This window comes from Candidatus Paracaedibacteraceae bacterium (assembly GCA_019636055.1).
Lineage (GTDB): Bacteria > Pseudomonadota > Alphaproteobacteria > Paracaedibacterales > Paracaedibacteraceae > Paracaedibacter.
Genome location: JAHBYH010000001.1, coordinates 517,866 through 536,961 on the forward strand (window position 1 = coordinate 517,866; position 19,096 = coordinate 536,961).

Sequence of the window (19,096 nt, forward strand, 5' to 3'; positions counted from 1 at the left end):
GGGTGTTTTATGCGCACGTTGTATCATTACATGCTGTGTCCATTCTCAAGAAAAATTCGCCTTGTCTTAGGGGAAAAACGCCTTGATTTTGATGTTGAAATTGAACGCTTTTGGGAACGTCGCGAAGCCTTTTTGACCATGAATCCCGCGGGTCAAGTCCCAGTATTTGTTGACTTAAACGGAACCGTCCTAGCCGACAGCAGTGTTATATGTGAATACTTAGAAGAAGCCTATCCCGAACGCCTTCTGATTGGCAATGGGGTTGCCCACCGCGCCGAAGTTCGACGGCTCGCCGCTTGGTTTGACGGCAAATTTGCCCATGAAGTCAGCCTGCCTCTCATTTTCGAAAAAACACTCCGTCGCTTTATGCGTGAAGCTGGCCCAACAAACTCCCAGGCTATCCGACAAGCAAAATCAATGATCAATTATCACCTTGACTATATTTCATGGCTTATTGATCGTCGCAAATGGCTAGCAGGCGATGATTTATCCTTGGCAGATTTAGCAGCAGCGGCTCACTTATCCGCCATTGATTACCTTGGCGATGTTCCTTGGGACAATCATGAAGTAGCTAAGGATTGGTATATGCGGATCAAGTCTCGCCCCTCTTTTAGACCGATCCTACAAGATCGTCTAGGTGGGCTGACACCTGCAGAGCATTACCAATCTCTTGATTTTTAACTATTTTTTAAACAATCTCCTATAACCTTTTTAGTACACTCGTACCTATAGGCGATATATCATGGTCAAATTTTTGATTTTACTAGCCCTAATGACAGGCTCCTCCTTTGCTAAATTCAGTGATTATCTTCCGTGGAATCGCCCCACAACACCAACGCTGAAGAATCTCCTAGCCTTACAAGACGCAAGAGATGCCGTAACCGAGCAACGCAAACAAGCAACTACCGCAATTAATACTATGGATTTACAAGAACTACGGCGCCAAATACGCCTTGAAGATGATCAAATTGAACAGCTAAGGCAAGAATTTGACCAACGACTTGATAATATCCGTCGCGATTATATTGGTCTTCGGAATGACCTACAAAATCGCATGGACAAACGAACACAAGACTATAAAGATGCTCAACGTAGATTAAAGCGGCAAAAGAAACTTATTGATTTCGTTGCAACGTGGTCAAAGCGTTACGCCATTCTTGCAAAAAACCTTATAGATCTTAAGAATAAACTCCTTGAGGATTATAATGAAGAGCTCATTAAGCGTTATAACAAAACCTCAGAGGCAATCATACAAGCTAATGCTGATTTGATCGCCAATTGGAAAGATCAAATTACTGACACCACAATCCAAAACCTATCAAGAGAAATCAAAAAGCATATAATTGCTCGGGATAAACTCATCAAACAACTACAGCAAAAACTAAGAGCTCGCTTATTCACAGTTTCAACAGACTCGTTAGCGTCACTAAAAACTGCAGTCAAAACAGCAAATTGCCCGGCCATTAGAGATATCGGGCAAACCAATGATCCCAACATGATAGCTTGCTTTGTTCAAGCATTAACAAAAAATCCGCCGATTCAAAATGAAGAATGTCAACCCATTATCATTCCCGGAGCACGCTCTAAAAAACAAGCCATTGATCCGTCACGCCCATTAGATGCGTATCTAGCATGTGCAAAAAGTGTTACTCAAGGAAAAGCACAGATTTCAACCATAGCACAATCAAAAAGAACCCCCTTGAGGATCCTCTTAGATCTCGAGGAAAATCGTCGGATTTTACAGGATTTATCATCGCAGGAACGAACAGGCATGGCAAACACATCCAGAGCCACCGTTGATAGGCAACGCCAAGAAAATCAACTTCAACAAGCTTATAAAGATTACCAGACCAGTCTAGAACCGCTTCGTGAAAAACTAAGATCTCTTGACAAACAACTGTCAACAATCATCGATCTCGCCAGAGCCCACCTAAACAGCATTCTTGATCAAACTTACGTTTTAGAACAGGATAACACTGAATTGACAGATGCACTGATGCAGGAAGGTGGTGCTGATAAAATACAAGATATTGTCATCGCCATGGTTCAAAAATCACTGACGGATAAAGCAAAAGAGTTCGCACTCTACCTGTTAAATCAAATTCCGGGATCAACTTTTGTACTGCAGATTGACCCAAAACACATCCAATCTGCTTTACGCCAAGTCATCGATACAGCAACACGAGATCGAATTCTGGCCCGTCAATTCATGAAGAGTCAAATTCTATCCGCCCCCATGGAACAAGCGTTGAAAATACTAGAAACTAAATACCCAAACTTTGAAGTTGATCAAGCAATATTAAGAGTCCATGACAAACAAGGTGTTTTTGCTAAAGTTTGCAACATCGGCAAAGGATTTACCGAGGCAATTTCACGCGGCGCAAATGCTGTCATAAATTTCTGTACAAGGGGGCAACCCTCACAAAATTCAATTGATGAGCCAATAAAATCCCAACGGGAAGTCTATAACACTAAAATACTCGAAGAAGGCCTAGCAAAAACATCACTCCAAGCTCTAGCCCCTCGTAGTAAAATTACCCTTACAAATACACGCACAGATATTACCGCATTAGGATGTCCATATATTACAGGATTAGGTAACTTAACTCAGTCCAATATAGAAAAATGTGCTCGCTGGGCTCTCGACCCTATCCCCAAAAAAACACAAGATCAATTCCCGTCATGCTATCCTTGGTTAGCTTCCGGACACATGCAATGTGTTAAGGATATACAACAGGGAAGGCCCGTATCTCCCCAGATTCAACTTGGCTTTTTAGTTAATCAGTTACAAACCGGTATTTTGGCTCAGACAGGATTAGCAACAGCCGATAAAACCGTCAGATCCTCAAACAGTATCATCAATCAACTAAAACTTACAAAAAGAGATTTAGCAAGTGCTATAGAAAAGTTAACGACTTTTCAAACATCTTGGATCGAAAAACGTCGCCAGCAGATTCAATCATTAAAAGCCCGACGCGATGAAACACAAAAAAATTATGATGAACTGAGCAGTAAACTAACTCAAATTCAGGAAGGCTGGGTACACTATCTACTTAGTCTCACAAAAATGAACGATATGGTCACAGCCGTCATGTCTTTGATGACAACATCGATTATGATCAGTACAGTTCCGCAAGAAAATCCTAACCTTGCTAAGGATGTTAACACATTAAAAGCCCTTCTCGGCAACTTAAACAGAGGTATTAGTGATCTAGAGGAACGGATGAATAATTTTGATTCTGACAGTCGCTATCAACGAGATTCAAAACGCCTCAGAGAGTCCATCAACAAACTTTTAAATACGCTAGAAACACTACAAATCCAGCTTGATACGCTATTATCCCACGGGACTGACGTCATGGAAAAAGCAGATAATGCGATCAAATTACTTAATTGTCAGTGGTTTCCGAATATTGGCGCAGGTCAACGCGGGTTAAGTCAATGTCTCTCAGCAATTGGTGATCGCGTTCATCAACTCGGACAACAATTAAAGAAACCTGAATGTTTGTCTCTTGATTTTAAATCACGGTATATCCAAAGTGATCTGGACAAGTGTGCGCATCGCCAAAACTATACTGTGAATGAGGGAGATATTATCAAAGGGGGCAACATCATTAAGGGCATGGATGCAAAAAACACTGACGCCATGCTTGACAAACTCATGCTCGACGGTGGCTATTCCCGAGATCAAGCAACAGAAATTCTGAAAGGAATGATGATCTTATAAAATTCATTCTTAGATGCGACATCCCCCCTTTTATTATCTATAATTTCTGATAAACTATAGATAAACAAAAGGGGTACGTCATGCGTGAAGCCACAGCTAAACTCAAAGAACACTTAGAAAAATCAGAACTCGGTGGCGGTGCTGATCGTATGGAAGCTCAACACCGACGCGGCAAATTAACAGCTCGCGAACGGATCAGCATACTCCTTGATCCGGACTCGTTTGAAGAATGGGATCGTTTTGTTGAACATCGCAGCCATGATTTTGGTCTCGACCAACAGAAATATCTTGGCGACGGGGTCATTACAGGTCATGGAAAAATTAACGGACAACTCGTCTTTGTCTTTTCTCAAGACTTTACCGTCATGGGGGGCAGCCTCAGCGAAATGCACGCCATGAAAATTTGTAAAATCATGGATAAAGCTATGGACGTTGGCGCTCCTGTCATTGGACTTAATGATTCAGGGGGGGCCCGCATTCAAGAGGGTGTTTTATCCTTGGGCGGATACGCCGAGGTCTTCAAACGCAATGTTATTGCATCCGGTGTTATCCCACAAATATCCCTTATCATGGGCCCCTGTGCCGGTGGCGCTGTCTACTCCCCTGCCATGACCGACTTTACCTTTATGGTCCAAGACACATCGTATATGTTCGTGACTGGCCCTGACGTGGTTAAAACTGTCACGGGCGAAATCGTCACATCAGAAAACCTAGGCGGCGCTAATGTTCACACGAGCCAGTCTGGTGTCGTGCATGGGCGATTTAGGAATGATTATGATGCCCTAATGGAAATTCGACGCCTGATGAATTTTATCCCGCAAAACAATCGCCCTCAACCAGCCCCGCAACAACCGACCGCTGCAACGCCCATCCCGTCACTTAATAAACTTATACCTGAAAACCCGCAACATCCCTATGATATGAAAGAACTCATCCTCAAAATCGCCGATGATGGGGCGTTTTTTGAAATCCACAAAGATTGGGCTGAAAACATCATAACGGGATTTTGCCATATCAATGGCCAAAATGTTGGGATTGTCGCTAATCAACCAATGGTATTGGCTGGTTGCTTAGATATCAGCGCATCCCGAAAAGCTGCGCGATTCGTGCGTTTTTGTGATTGCTTTCATATTCCGATCATCACATTTGTTGATGTCCCAGGCTTTTTGCCGGGTGTTGACCAAGAAAAAAATGGCATCATCACACATGGATCAAAACTCCTATTTGCTTTTGCCCAGGCAACAGTTCCTAAAATTACGGTTATTACCCGCAAAGCCTATGGCGGTGCCTATGATGTCATGAGCTCTAAGCACATCGGCGCCGATGTCAATTACGCTTGGCCTTCGGCAGAAATTGCCGTTATGGGCGCCAAAGGAGCCGTTGAAATTATTTTCCGCAAAGATATTAGTGACTCTGAAAAAATTGATACTCATACCAATAGTTACCAGGATAAGTTTGCAAATCCGTACATTGCTGCTAAACTTGGTTACATTGATGAGGTCATTTTACCCCAAGATACGCGCACAAAAATTGTACGATCCTTGGAGATGCTGCAAAATAAGCAGATTATGACCCCATGGAAAAAACATGATAATATACCGCTATAAAGGAGGAAACTTATGGCACATCATGAAGAAGAAATTAAAGAACGCATTCGTGAATTACGGGATTACTATACAAGCCTTGTCATCCATGGCGTTGTCGTTATCGTTTGCTTTCTCATTTGGCTGACAACTGGTGGTGCCTTTTGGCCCTTATGGGTTTTAATTTCTTTGGGCGCTGTATCCATTATCAAAGGAATACGTCTGGGTCTTTTCCCACAACTCAGCGATTATTTCCCGTTCTTGTCAAAAGAATGGGAAGACGAACAATATAAAGCTGCTGTTGATGAATCCAAGGAAAAAAAATCTAAGAAGTCTGAGTAATTTTTTCACCTCTCCCCTTGTGGGAGAGGTGGAACCTCTGACCACAAAACCTTAGAACCGCTAAAGATGCTCTTCACATTAACACCCCTCACCCGCCCGCTGGCCGACCTATCGCACATCGACACAGGATAATCCCATGAAAAAGATTTTGATCGCTAACCGTGGTGAAATTGCTTGCAGAATCATTAAAACAGCAAAAATCATGGGGCTTAAAACTGTTGCTATCTATAGTGATATCGATAAACTATTACCCCACGTTGATATGGCGGATGAAGCTTACTGTTTAGGAGCAGCCCCCTCAAAGGAAAGTTATCTCAATATCAACAAGATCATTGAAATTGCAAAAACAAGCAAGGCAGATGCTATTCATCCTGGATATGGTTTTTTATCTGAAAAAGCTGAATTTGCTCAGGCTGTACAGGATGCAGGATTACGCTTTATCGGACCAACACCTCAAGTAATTCAACAAATGGGGGATAAATTAGAGGCAAAAGCGCTGGCTGAATCAGCAGGCGTTAACCTTGTCCCGGGCAGCACAACGCCAATAACAGCCATAACCCAAGCCCAAGATTTCGCACGCCAAGCAGGGTATCCTATCCTCTTAAAAGCAGCCGCTGGTGGTGGGGGCAAAGGAATGCGGGTTGTCTATGATGACTCAGGTCTAGCCGAGGGGCTTGAGCGTGCTCAGAGCGAAGCTTTATCTGCCTTTGGCGACGACCGCGTTTTTATCGAGAAATACATTGAAACACCCCGTCATATCGAAATTCAAATCCTAGCAGATAATTACGGAAACGTTATCCACTTAGGTGAACGAGATTGTTCGTTGCAACGTCGCCATCAAAAAGTTGTCGAAGAAACACCAAGCCCGTTTGTCTCAAACGAGATTCGCCAAAAAATGGCTAACCAAGCGGTTGCTTTAGCAAAACAAGTCGGATATACATCTGCAGGAACTGTTGAATTTATTGTCTCTCCCAACGAAGAATTTTTCTTTCTTGAAATGAATACCCGCTTACAAGTTGAACATCCCGTAACAGAAGCGGTTAATCAGATTGACCTTGTGGAATGGATGATCCGCATCGCAGATGGGGAAAAGATAACCTTCACGCAACCTGATATAAAACCGTCAGGACACGCCATTGAAGTACGTCTTTATGCCGAAGATGCAGCCGAAGGATTTTTACCCAGTGCCGGTCGACTGATTGATTTTTATTGGCCCGAGAGCACCACAATCCGAATTGACACAGGATTTACCGAAGGCGACACTATTTCTATTTATTACGACCCAATGATTGCAAAAGTTATTGCCCATGCGTCTAATCGATCACAAGCAATCGATGCTCTTACAGACTTTCTTTCCCGCTGTATTATTCGGGGCATAACAACAAATCAAGATTTTCTGGTTCGTTTATTACAAGATCCGGCGGTTCTTTCCGGGCAATACCATACCCATTATATTGAACAAAACCTTGAATCCCTGACTCAAAATCAACTATTAGATTGTATTTTTATCCAAGCAGCTCTTGCCTATCATGGGACAGCAACAAGCCAGACTGTCATTTTGGATCAAATAATCCATAAAGATCAACACCCTAACGCTAATTTTAATTGGATAAAAAAACCGAATCTATTTGAGTTAGACACTAACGGTCAAACATATGTCTGCCAAGCTTTCAATCACGATCAAACACTTCATTTAACGCTTAAAGGCATAACCCGTCAGGTCAAAGTTATTGACAGCCGTCATTGGGAAAAAGTTCAGCATCTTAATTTCAATAAAGGAATTGAGGATCAAAATATCATCAAGGCACCTATGCCAGGGACTGTTATTGCCCTGCCAATACAGCAAGGACAACACGTAAAACGAGGCGACCCACTGGTTATTATCGAAGCCATGAAAATGGAAAATATTTTAAAATCCCCCAAAGAAGGTATTGTTAGTGAAATACTCGTAAACAATGGGGATAACCTTACAAGAGATCAGTTGATTGTAAAACTAGGGTAATAACGTTACCTTATAAAGAAAAAACCCGGTGATTGGCCAAAAGTATAAGGCGTAAAATGTGCAAGCAACCTATAACCAGTTTAGAAAAAGTTGACAATAAGCATCAGCTTACAGTTTATTTTCTGAGGCAAAGCTATTTTATTTCACATCAAAAACACGTATAATTTCCATAATTCATAACGCAGGACTAGAGCAATGCAGCGTATTTTATCAGGTGTACGCCCCACGGGCGGGATTCATTTAGGAAACTATTTAGGAGCAATCCGCAACTGGGTCACCATGCAACACCAATCGCAAGAAAACCTGTTCTGTATTGTTGACATGCACGCACTCACAACTCTTGACGCCTCAGAAGATTTAAAAGAAAATACGTATACGATTGCAGCTGCTTATTTAGCGGCAGGGATAGATCCTGCAAAATCATCCATTTTTGCTCAAAGCCATGTGCCTGCTCATACTGAATTATCTTGGATTTTTAGCTGTATTACACCACTGGGGTGGCTCAACCGCATGACCCAATTCAAAGAAAAGGCTGGCAAGCACAAAGATTTAGCATGTCTTGGATTGTATGCCTACCCTGTTCTGATGGCCGCTGATATTTTGCTATATAAAGCCACTCATGTTCCTGTTGGTGAAGATCAAAAACAACATCTTGAATTGGCACGCGACATTGCCGGCGCCTTTAATCGACGTTTCGGTGAAGACTTATTCCCGATCCCGGAACCCATGATTTTAGGGGCCGCAACCCGCGTCATGAGCTTAAGAGATGGGACATCTAAAATGAGTAAATCAGATATTTCTGAATATTCCCGTATCGAACTTCTTGATACTGCCGATGCTGTTACCCAAAAGATTCGTAAAGCAAAAACGGACATGGACCCCCTACCTGAAAAATTTAACGACCTAGATAACCGCCCCGAGGCACAGAATCTTGTGAATATTTACGCAACTCTTGCAAACATGTCACCAGATACCGTTTGCCAAGAATTTTCTGGCGCCAACTTTGCCCCGTTCAAACAGAAATTAGCAGAGCTGATGGCAGAAACCATTGTTCCCATGGGGGATAAAATGCGTCAGTACCTAACTGACAAGGGTGAACTCGATGCTATCCTGAAACGTGGTGCGGGCCGAGCCAATGAGCTGGCGTCAGCTCATATGAGCGATGTGCGTCATGTTATTGGAATGGTATAGACTCTCTGCAATGAGCGGGTTTTGATCCCACTTCCGTTGTCGGAGGGGCACTTCCTGCCTCATCAAGATTCCACATTTATATTTCATTAACACCTCCTTGGTTATAATAAAAATATCTGATAAAATTAAATAAAGTAATAATATTGCCAGGAGGTATACATGCTACTTGGATTATTGCTCCTTATTTCTCCATGGCTGAGTTACGCTCAAGACATTACCCTCCACCAAAACCCTTTATATGCCCAACTGAACGAATTTGCTAAACCAGATAACGTCACTTTTGAAATTTGGCATCACCCTCTATCATCATATGATGCCGAAGCCATCGGCAAAATGATTGCAAACAAGAATAGCGTCCATATGGTTTCAATCCCGTTCTGTCAACTCAGCGACAGCAACTCACTCCCCTTATTGCACGCCTTAAGTCAACGCCATGATCTAAGAGTCCTTGACCTTAGAAGTAATGAATTATGTAAAAAAGCCACGGAACAACTCGCTCTGATTACACTGAATAATCCTGAGCTTAGAGAACTTAATTTATCCGGGAATTTCTTTGCCACAGATGAATTCACAGATGTTATTGGCAACTTAAGGCTAAACGGGAATCTAAGGTCGCTTGACTTACACGGTATTTCTCTATCAAAAAAAACTGTAGAAACGCTCATCGTAACGTTGCCAACACTTAAAGGATTACAGAACCTAAACCTGACATTCACCCAAATTCCCCCTGATCTTCGTCTTCCTTTATTGCGTGAGATTGCATCCCTTTCAACTCTGGAAACCGTATCCCTTGCCTATGAGAACATAATGGGGCTTGGCGCCGAACTTGCTACAATTATCAGACAGTGCCCAAAACTTAAAAAATTAGATCTTAGTCAATGCAGATTACATCCTGAAGATATCATAAAAATACAACTGGCCTCCTACCAACCTAAAAGCAAAGGCATTTTTAAGAAAAAACAAGAAAAACCAAAACACACTCGGTTTATCTTGTAGCGTTCTATAGCTAGTTGTTCACGTTGAGTTTGGAAGCAGGCGTCCAAGGCTCAAATGGAATGGCTATACCATAATTATCCCCCAACATCCCAATCCTTATTCAGCAGCTTGCGAATATAGACCAGAGGGGTTAAATTGAGCAAAGCCCAAGAGGATAATTTCTTATAACCATCACCAGTTGCAATAGCAGGCTCCGCACCGTAAACTGTATACCATGGTTTAAGTTGCGAATGTCGTCCCGCTTTTCTATGGAACCAAATAAAATACTTATCGACATCATCATAACGGACCAGCTTAATGGCATCCCGATTTTTATAATAGACTAAACTTAAAACTGACTGATCATAATGATGCCACTTATACTCAGGAAAGTTCGGAACATATTTCATGCCGGTCCCTGATAAGATCTCAATATTCTCACAGGCCTCTAACCATTGTTTTATTATCTTTCGGCTTTGGGGAGAATTACGAATAACAATCAAAGCACTCCAAATATGGGAGCTTTGACGACAGCTATCCTCCATACAATTCATTAAATGAAACGTATCCCCTTTAACATAGGCGCCATTCAATCGATCTTGATCTTGTACGAGCATAATATCTTTATCCCCCAGTTGGTCCAAAAACCGAGGAACGGGCTTCCTGATTTTAAACGCTGAATCCAGATATAAAACGATAGACCCCTCAGGGGCAGATTCTAACGTCCTCAAGATCACATAGGGTTTCCAAACCCACATGCCGGCACCAACTTTTTCATTGAAAATTTCTCGGTTTTTATCAAAAAATTTAACATCAATGTGGGATTTGCGATAATTCAAGATAAAATCAATCCCTTTGTTAACCGCAAATTGGTTCACCGCATTTTGGTTTCGAAAATATTGTTCGCCACCGGCAGCATACGTCACAAGAAAAACAGGAGGACGGCCTGTTGGCTCAGGAGCCTCGAGGTCCGGCGCACTAAAACGATTGACAGGCTGAATCGACATGTCATTGATGTACCCCTGATGGGCATATTCAAAAACAATCAACACGGATAAAACAACAATAATAGCACCAACAATTTTAAGGGCAGAACGTTTCGTCAAAGTCAGACACTTTCGTAAAATTTTCAACTATTTTAACTTATAATACCAACATACGGCTCAGCCTGTCAAAAGCCAATTCTTAGGCGGATTTCAACAATTTTGGGTGCTCTGGTTTATAGAGAAATGCCGTACTTATTCCATTTTTAATTAATTCCTTAATCCCGCGATTATAAATATCTGTTTGGAATACACGTTCAAAAGTTGCATTGGTTACATGAGCCTTGACTAAAAACTTAGCAGCCACAACATCTGCAAATGTCACATGTTCGACGAGAACCTCAATAATTTCACCTAGATGAGCATACGGACTCGTCACAACAACCTCTTTGAGAATTGCAGTAGCTAATTCAACGTCTGTTGCAACATTTAAGAAAAAGGGTGTAACAACATTTAAGTGGTTTTTATTGGGGTTCTGACATATAACAACATCCGTTGTAAAACTAGAATTTGGAATTGTAACAATTTGGTTGTCAATGGTCATAATTTTAACAGAACGTAATCCAATATTTTTTACTTCACCATAGTGTTGATGAAAATAAATACGATCCCCAATCCGAAAGGGGGGATCGAGAATAATAGTAATACCAGAAATTAAAGAAGCAACGGTTTCTTTCAAAGATAACCCAACTGCAACCGACGCACTTCCTAAGACAGCCAATATAACTTCCCGTGACGGCTTTAACCCCCAGTATAAAATAGATCCAGTCCCGACCATACTGATTGCAAAATTAATCAATGCCGATATCTGGAGAATCGTATTTTTATTACGCGGGAATCTGGCGGATAATTGCCGTCCGACCTTTTTCAGAACATGAATGATCCCATACAAAACAATGAACAAAACAATCAGAGTTGTGATCTTCTCAACCCTAAATATTTCGGATAAAACCGTGGCATAATCTAAACTTTCAGTCATTAATTAAATTCAATCGCCTTAAAGTGGATAAACAGTCCCAATAAAACGTGCTTTCAATCTGGAAAAAATGATATTCCATCTCTTCAATGAACCCACGCTTGAATAAATCATACAAATAATAACGCACATCAGACTCTGGCCACATACCAAGCTGACACAAAGAATTTAGTGACATTTTTTGATGTCGCATAATCCATGACAACAAAGACCAATGAATATAAGTTAACCGACGAATATCATCCTGAGAAATATCATCTGGCAATCCAACCATATAAATAGTATCCCCCGAAACGCGATAAAGGGATTTCGCCCAGTACAACAAAGCCAATCGAGGTATACCATGCGATTTGAGCGCAAGAGCTTGATAGTACCGATTCTCAACAACAGACAAATCATTATCAACGCCTAAAGCAAGCCCCAAATCCTCAAAAGAATACTCAACCTGACTTCGCTCGGCTCTGAATTGGATAATGCGCTTAATATAGTTGATATCCCATGATTGAATCTCAATTACTGCATCGCCTACAGGGGCTTTGGAACTAATCTTTCGGATATAATCAAAAGAACGACTGTTACAGGTCAACATGAGAAAAACACGATCATGTTTTTTACTCGCAAAGGATAGAATTTCCTCTAGAAGCTTAAACCCGCCGGGATAGGACAAAAACATGTTATGAAGGTTATCAATCACAAGTATTGTTTTTTCAATAGCAGTGTCAGGACTCTTGAAAATTTCGCGAAGCGTTTGACCCTTATCATAATCGGCCACAGTGATATCTTTCAAAAGATCATCCATGTTGACATATTTTTCACGGACATTTACAACTACCTGTCGCAAATGAGTGCAACGACGCACAATTTCGTCAATAACAGTTGTTGCCCCTGCGCCGCGTTCTCCCGTTAAACACACTGAAGAGAGTGCTTCTTCGCCCCGATCCCACGCTAATATTCGCCCATATATCGTGTCAATCTCAGGGGTATCAACAGCAAACAACCGTTCGGTACCCGGTTCGAGAATATTCTGCAAAACATCGTCACTTAATCGCTCTTGTCCTTCTTGGTCTTGACTCAAACGAGCCACCATTTTTGCTCGGTGAACAAAAATTTGAGAGGATAACCTAGCGCCCACCTTGGTTCCGGAAGCCAAACGCGCAAAGAGGGATAACCCCAAACCACAGCAAAGCAAAACTAGTTGCAAATAGGGTAAAAAATATATCGCAAACTGATTATTCCAAGAAAGTTTTTTAAAAACCATGGACTGGCTGACCAGTTTATCATACGCAGAAGCGATACTCTCACGCCATAGATAAATTTCCCAAACAAGTAACACAGTAATAATCAGAATAAAAAGTGTTTCCGATAATTCGTAAACCAAGGCCTTGCCAACAACAGAATCAATAGCCTTCAAAACCATAAAATAAATAAGGAAAGTTAAGCTTAAGTGTTTAATTGAGTTTAAGAGTTTCTTATAAAATTCATAGGAAAAGGAGATAATATTATCAACACGCAAACGCGTACTGCCATAAGTTACAAGAGCAAGAAACCATCGATAGTAAAAATAGTAAATGACAAGATCAATCAACTCTGACAATTCATCAACTGTCGTAAATTTAATCAGTTTTTTCGAGATATACCCGGCTGTAATCACCAAAAACCACGGAATGGATCGATACACCAGATACAATGTGAATCGAACATAACGGCTTTTCATGCCCCACGCATCAGTTTGTTTTGAAACCCAGTTTTCTAAGAGCTCTGATAGCCTTTCAAATCGTCGATACGTAAAGAAAATCATGTATAAGATTAACGCAAGGACACCGGCTTCGGAAAAAATAGATTTCATCCCACGCCAGCCTTGAGCTATATTCCGTTTCCAATCGTAAACTTTACTAACAATGGTTGCAGCCCACCGCGTTGGGATAACACGAATTTCGTCTGATACATTTAAAAAGTATTTCTTGCTGTATTTTCGAATCGGATACACATTCCGTTGAGTCAACTCTTGATACAATTTAGATCGAACCTTACCAGACAAAAGCAAAACACGATTATACAAGTTTTGATCTAATTCCAATTGCGAATCCAGCCAGAAATCAAATCGATCGATTCTTTTCGATAATGCTATTGTTTCAGGGTTATTTGAGTTCAACAATAAAAGTTGGGATTTAATATTAGGCAAGTCATCTTGTAAAAATTGAGAGGATATACTAGAAAAAGACCGCTTAACGAGTTCTTGCCAAATAGACTGCACTTGCTCAAAGCTATCAAAAAGCTGTTTTGTATCCATGCGATAGCGCGCCACATTGATTGAGGAAAGTGTTTTTAAATGGCTTTCAAGAAAGGAGTGCCTAAGATTGATTCGTTCTTCAATTTTTTGTCGAGATTTATTAATATCCTCAATCTGTCGAGCAACATTTTGAGTGATCATTCCGGAATTATCATTTGAGACAGCGACGGAATAGACCCCAATAAGAATAAATTGGATCAACAATCGAATACTAAGGTTTGGGATTAATTTCACAATAAGATTGATCAACGATAAGAAGTTCTATCTGTACGATAACAACCTTATGGCAATGAAGTCAACTCCACCCCACAAAAATGAAAAAGGCTAGATTTCTCTAGCCTTTTTTGATTACGTATCCAAGAAACTCCGCAATTTACGGGAACGACTAGGATGCTTAAGTTTACGAAGCGCTTTAGCTTCAATCTGACGAATACGTTCACGCGTCACGGCAAACTGTTGCCCTACTTCTTCTAAGGTATGGTCGGTGTTCATACCAATCCCAAAACGCATCCGAAGAACACGTTCTTCGCGTGGCGTTAACGTTGCCAATATCCGAGTCGTTGTTTCACGAAGATTACTTTGAACAGCCGATTCCACAGGAAGAATCGCATTTTTATCTTCAATAAAATCACCCAAATGACTGTCTTCTTCGTCCCCAATCGGTGTCTCTAAACTAATTGGTTCCTTAGCAATTTTCATTACCTTACGAACCTTTTCAAGGGGCATAGCCAACTTTTCAGAGAGTTCTTCCGGTGTTGGCTCACGACCAATTTCGTGCATCATTTGACGCGATGTGCGAACCATTTTATTGATGGTTTCAATCATGTGAACCGGAATACGAATAGTCCGTGCTTGGTCAGCAATTGAGCGTGTAATCGCCTGACGGATCCACCATGTCGCATAGGTTGAGAACTTGTATCCACGACGATATTCAAATTTATCAACAGCTTTCATCAACCCAATATTACCTTCTTGGATCAAATCCAAGAATTGCAAACCACGGTTTGTGTATTTTTTGGCAATCGAGATAACCAAGCGAAGGTTCGCTTCAATCATTTCTTTTTTTGCTCGTGACGATTCACGTTCACCGCGTTGAATAACAGTGACAATACGGCGAAATTCTGAAAACTTCAAACTCGTATCTTCTTCGATTTCTTTGACAGTTTCAACAAGATCATCAATATCCTTTGAATGCTTTTCAAGAAACTTATCCCACCCTTTACCGGATTGAGATTTTAGTTTTTCCGCCCAAGCATCGTCAAAATCAACATCGGTCAAAAAGTCAAAAAACTTTTCACGCTTAACACCACAAGCATCTGCATTGGCCATTAAGTTGCGCTCTAGGTTCGCAACAATACGATTCATTTTGTTGTGCAGGTTCAACAAAAACTCAACGCTATTCGGGTTCAGTTTTAATTCATCAACAATTCCAATCAAGGATAGTTTTAAATTCTTATACTTATCGTCAGCTGCAATCTTTTCACCAGATTTGCCCTTAGCAATCATCTCTTGGTGATGTTCCCAAAATTCAGAATAAGTCTGGGTATAACTTTCCAACAAGTTAATAACTTTTGGAAGCATAACCTGTTCAAAAGCTGACAAGGGTTGACTCTGAGGCGCGTCCGTTGAAGCTTCACCACTCTCGCTGGCCTCGGAAGAACTATTATCGCTGTCATCTTCTTCGACGTCAGCCATGCCTTCTTCTTCATCAAAACCACCACTCGTATCGATTGAGATGATTTCACGCAACAACATCTTACCAGCCTCAAGGTCTTCACGCCACATATCAAATGTTCGCGCCGTCAATGGGCTTTCACACATACCGCCCAACAACATTTCCTTACCGGACTCAATGCGTTTAGCAATATTAATTTCGCCATCACGGGTCAGCAACTCAACGTTCCCCATCTCACGCAAATACATGCGGACAGGATCATCTGTGCGACCAGATAATGTATCTTCTTCTTCGGATTCTTCTTCGAAATCTTCGAAGTCACGACGTGTAAATTGCGAGTCGAGAGCCCCTTCCTCAACATCATCCCCATCAACAATACTGATCCCCATTTCAGAGATCATGTTCATGGATTCATCAATTTGATCAGATGAAAGTTGATCTTGTGGAAGTGCTTCGTTTAGCTCGTCATAAGTGATATAACCACGAGTCTTCCCACGATTGAGTAACCGCTTAAGGGCCGGATTAGATTTGCTTAATTCAATCAAAGGAATTTCATCAAGAGTTTCAGAAAGATCGTTGGTTTGAGTACTTTTACTAGCCATACTACTTATTGCCCCTTTGCTTAAGTTAGCTGGGTTTGCTGTCGCTTCACTGACTGCAAACTCTGCCATGAACGTTGATTTAATTCAGTTTTTAACTCAAGAGAAACCTCGTCAGCAGCACTTTTAAGCTGACTATTCCGCTCAAGGAATCGCCATATTTCTTGCCAACCGGATCTCGCCTGATCAATCTCAGAACTAGTGTGTGCAAATCTTGCCCGCATGTAAAGGCTTTGTGTCATTTCTTGATCGACAAAGTTAGCGTGTCCTGAATCGCACAGTAATGAAACTATGTTATTATATTTATGGTGATCTTCGGCTGAAATGTCTAACAAAAAATTACGAATTGCATCAAGTTTTTCATCGACAATTTCCAGAGACATCAACTGTTCGGCCACCTCTGCTAGTAATGTGGGGTGATTTATTAATGTTGCCAATAATATTTTCTGCCCGTCCGTAATTTTTTTCATTAGGTCCGGTTTTACCCCCTGATGAATTAAGACTTTTTGAGCCTGCATATTCTCCTTAGTTTTCTGTGCCATGGCACGTTGAAGTTTTCCATTCAGATCCTGAAGATAAAAATGACGGACTTCCGGATCATTAATTTTATAGGATAGCTGTACCAAATCTTGTCGGGCCTTAGCTTTATCCTCGGGGTTTACTAAACTACGACCATCCATAAAGACTTGCCATAAGACATCTGTCAACGATGTTGTATGACGTAATAAATCCCGCATATCAGCTGAAGAGTTCTTTTTTAAAAAGGAATCGGGGTCTTCGCCCGCAACCATAAAGCTAAACTCAATGGTAAAACCAGGCTTTAAAACTTCTAAGGCAACCATTGCTGCCCGTTGAGCTGCCTTACGCCCTGCATTATCCCCATCAAAACACAAGATGGGATTCTTACACGTCCGCCACATTAGTGAAATTTGTTCAGCTGTTAAAGCTGTCCCAAGAGGTGCCACCGCCACTGTAATTCCCGCTTGAAACAAAGCAATTACATCCATGTATCCTTCGACAACAACAAACTGTTGACCTGATCTGACAGTTGAGACTGCCATATTATGAGCATACAACTGCCGTCCTTTGTGAAACAATGGCGTTTCCGGTGAGTTGAGATATTTAGGCTCACCTGTCGTCGTGATGCGCCCGCCAAAGGCAATAACCCGACCACGACTATCTTGAATTGGAAACATAACACGGTCACGAAACCGCTCGTAAACATGCCCGTCATCCGCCCTGATCAGCAACCCTGACGTTACACCGTCAGCATCACTGAACCCACGCTGCCTTAAAACAGAAACAAGCCCGCGGGCTGGGGCATAACCTAATCGAAACTTTGCAGCAACCTGACCAGACATCCCACGATTTTTCAGATAATCCCGTATGTTTTGAAAATCCGGATGACGTAACTGCTCTTCATAGTAAAGACAAGCAACTTCATTAATATTGTACAGAGATTCTTTGGCATCTTTGGCTTCTTCGGACGATTTAGATTCTCCCTCTTTTTCAAAGCGAGGCATCACCAACCCAGCTTGTTTTGTCAGTGTTTCCACCGCATCCATAAAGGGTATATGCGTTTTTTCTGTTATAAAGGAAAAATGATCTCCATGGGCTCCACAGCCAAAACAATGATAAAATCCTTTTTCATCATTAACATTAAAGGACGGCCCCTTTTCATTATGAAAAGGACATAAACCAATCAGCACCTTACCACGTTTCTTCAACGCGACATAAGGCGCGATCACCACAGAAATCGGCAAGCGGTCTCTGATTGAATCTAAATGATCTTTAAGCTTCGTCATTATTTTCCGGTATTATCATCCAAGGGGGTCGACCTATCGCGACAGGTTTACCACCACACGTTATTTCTTGTCCTAACGCTTCGAGTCTTACCATGGCCAAGGCCGATCCACGGGCAACTGCAATCCAATGCCCGACATCTCGATCTTGACTCAGGAGATGCTGATCTTTGTCATAATCGCGCCACTCTACAGGAAACACTCGTTTGCGAACCAGACCACGATATTTTGTCCGAGCCGTCAACTCCTGCCCCATATAGCATCCCTTTTGCCAATCGATCGCGTTCAGTTGATCTAGACCATACTCCAAGGGAATAGCTCGGTCAAACTCGAGTTCTTGGGATGATTCAGGTACACCCAAAGCATACCGATGTTGATTATACGCATCAACATCCACAAGAGTAAAACCCAAACAGTCTTTGACTTTATCTTGAGCATCAGAGGACACAATAACCCGCGCCCCGACATCAGCAAAACGCGGGTCATTAAAACACGTCCATAGAGAAGCGGAGAGACACGCCCCTGATTCCTGGGTCAACCCAAGGTTCGTGGCCACGTCATCCCCCCAGAGAGACAAGATAGTTTTATCAGTCACAAGATCAAGTGTGACATTAGATCTTAGTTTAAAAATTGTCAGACGCTTAATAAGGTCTTGCAACCGATCAAGATCCGCCTCAATATACCAATCATCCTGAGATTGATGAAGGAGCATATCGTACTGAATCCGACCTTGTGGTGACAAAAGCAGGGCATAAATCGCTCGATCAGCCGATATTTTTGATACATCATTCGTCAGCAATCCCTGAAGAAAAGCTAAACGATCAGCCCCCCCAACTTTTACAAGTCCGCGATGGGACAGGATGCAGGCAGATATCCCCATCCTCTCCCTCC

The 19,096-nt window shown here is 41.7% G+C and carries 13 protein-coding genes; 7 read left to right on the forward strand and 6 right to left on the reverse strand.

All coding sequences use genetic code 11. The features are described 5' to 3' along the window. Positions 1-9 precede the first annotated feature (9 nt). From KF820_02505 to KF820_02535, 7 genes are all read left to right on the forward strand, one after another. Positions 10-681: a glutathione S-transferase family protein gene (locus tag KF820_02505; protein ID MBX3457218.1), complete on the forward strand. Its 672-nt coding sequence runs from the start codon at positions 10-12 to the stop codon at positions 679-681. A 61-nt stretch (positions 682-742) separates the two neighbouring features. Beyond that, entirely contained in the window at positions 743-3,727 is a 2,985-nt protein-coding gene (locus tag KF820_02510; protein MBX3457219.1) for a hypothetical protein, read from the forward strand. A gap of 80 nt (positions 3,728-3,807) precedes the next feature. Then, positions 3,808-5,334 carry an acyl-CoA carboxylase subunit beta gene (locus tag KF820_02515; GenBank protein MBX3457220.1) on the forward strand — a complete coding sequence of 509 codons (1,527 nt, stop codon included), beginning with the start codon at positions 3,808-3,810 and terminating at the stop codon, positions 5,332-5,334. Positions 5,335-5,346: 12 nt separating this feature from the next. Continuing rightward, the gene (locus KF820_02520; protein ID MBX3457221.1) at positions 5,347-5,652 is read left to right on the forward strand and encodes a 2TM domain-containing protein; all 306 of its coding nucleotides are present in this window, start codon (positions 5,347-5,349) and stop codon (positions 5,650-5,652) included. Positions 5,653-5,788: 136 nt separating this feature from the next. Beyond that, on the forward strand, positions 5,789-7,654 hold the full coding sequence (locus KF820_02525) for an acetyl-CoA carboxylase biotin carboxylase subunit (GenBank protein MBX3457222.1): 1,866 nt from the start codon (positions 5,789-5,791) through the stop codon (positions 7,652-7,654). Positions 7,655-7,849: 195 nt separating this feature from the next. Beyond that, complete coding sequence (gene trpS, locus KF820_02530; protein MBX3457223.1) at positions 7,850-8,845, forward strand: tryptophan--tRNA ligase; 996 nt, start codon at positions 7,850-7,852, stop codon at positions 8,843-8,845. Positions 8,846-9,004: 159 nt separating this feature from the next. Continuing rightward, positions 9,005-9,841, forward strand: a complete 837-nt coding sequence (locus KF820_02535) for a hypothetical protein (GenBank protein ID MBX3457224.1) — start codon at positions 9,005-9,007, stop codon at positions 9,839-9,841. A 74-nt stretch (positions 9,842-9,915) separates the two neighbouring features. Here the strand turns inward: KF820_02535 and KF820_02540 are convergent, their stop codons facing one another. From KF820_02540 to KF820_02565, 6 genes are all read right to left on the reverse strand, one after another. After that, a complete protein-coding gene (locus tag KF820_02540) occupies positions 9,916-10,902 on the reverse strand; it encodes a hypothetical protein (protein ID MBX3457225.1) in 987 nt (328 codons plus the stop codon). 103 nt (positions 10,903-11,005) lie between these two features. Continuing rightward, positions 11,006-11,842, reverse strand: a complete 837-nt coding sequence (locus tag KF820_02545) for a mechanosensitive ion channel (GenBank protein MBX3457226.1) — start codon at positions 11,840-11,842, stop codon at positions 11,006-11,008. After that, on the reverse strand, positions 11,835-14,270 hold the full coding sequence (locus KF820_02550; GenBank protein ID MBX3457227.1) for an ATP-binding protein: 2,436 nt from the start codon (positions 14,268-14,270) through the stop codon (positions 11,835-11,837). Before KF820_02550 ends, KF820_02545 begins: the two co-directional genes overlap by 8 nt. Positions 14,271-14,477: 207 nt before the next feature. Further along, positions 14,478-16,406, reverse strand: coding sequence for an RNA polymerase sigma factor RpoD (gene rpoD, locus KF820_02555; GenBank protein ID MBX3457228.1), 1,929 nt, complete (start codon positions 16,404-16,406; stop codon positions 14,478-14,480). Positions 16,407-16,426: 20 nt separating this feature from the next. Beyond that, entirely contained in the window at positions 16,427-18,208 is a 1,782-nt protein-coding gene (dnaG, locus tag KF820_02560; GenBank protein ID MBX3457229.1) for a DNA primase, read from the reverse strand. Beyond that, the gene (locus KF820_02565; protein MBX3457230.1) at positions 18,195-19,085 is read right to left on the reverse strand and encodes a folate-binding protein YgfZ; all 891 of its coding nucleotides are present in this window, start codon (positions 19,083-19,085) and stop codon (positions 18,195-18,197) included. Before KF820_02565 ends, dnaG begins: the two co-directional genes overlap by 14 nt. Between the last annotated feature and the right edge of the window lie 11 nt (positions 19,086-19,096).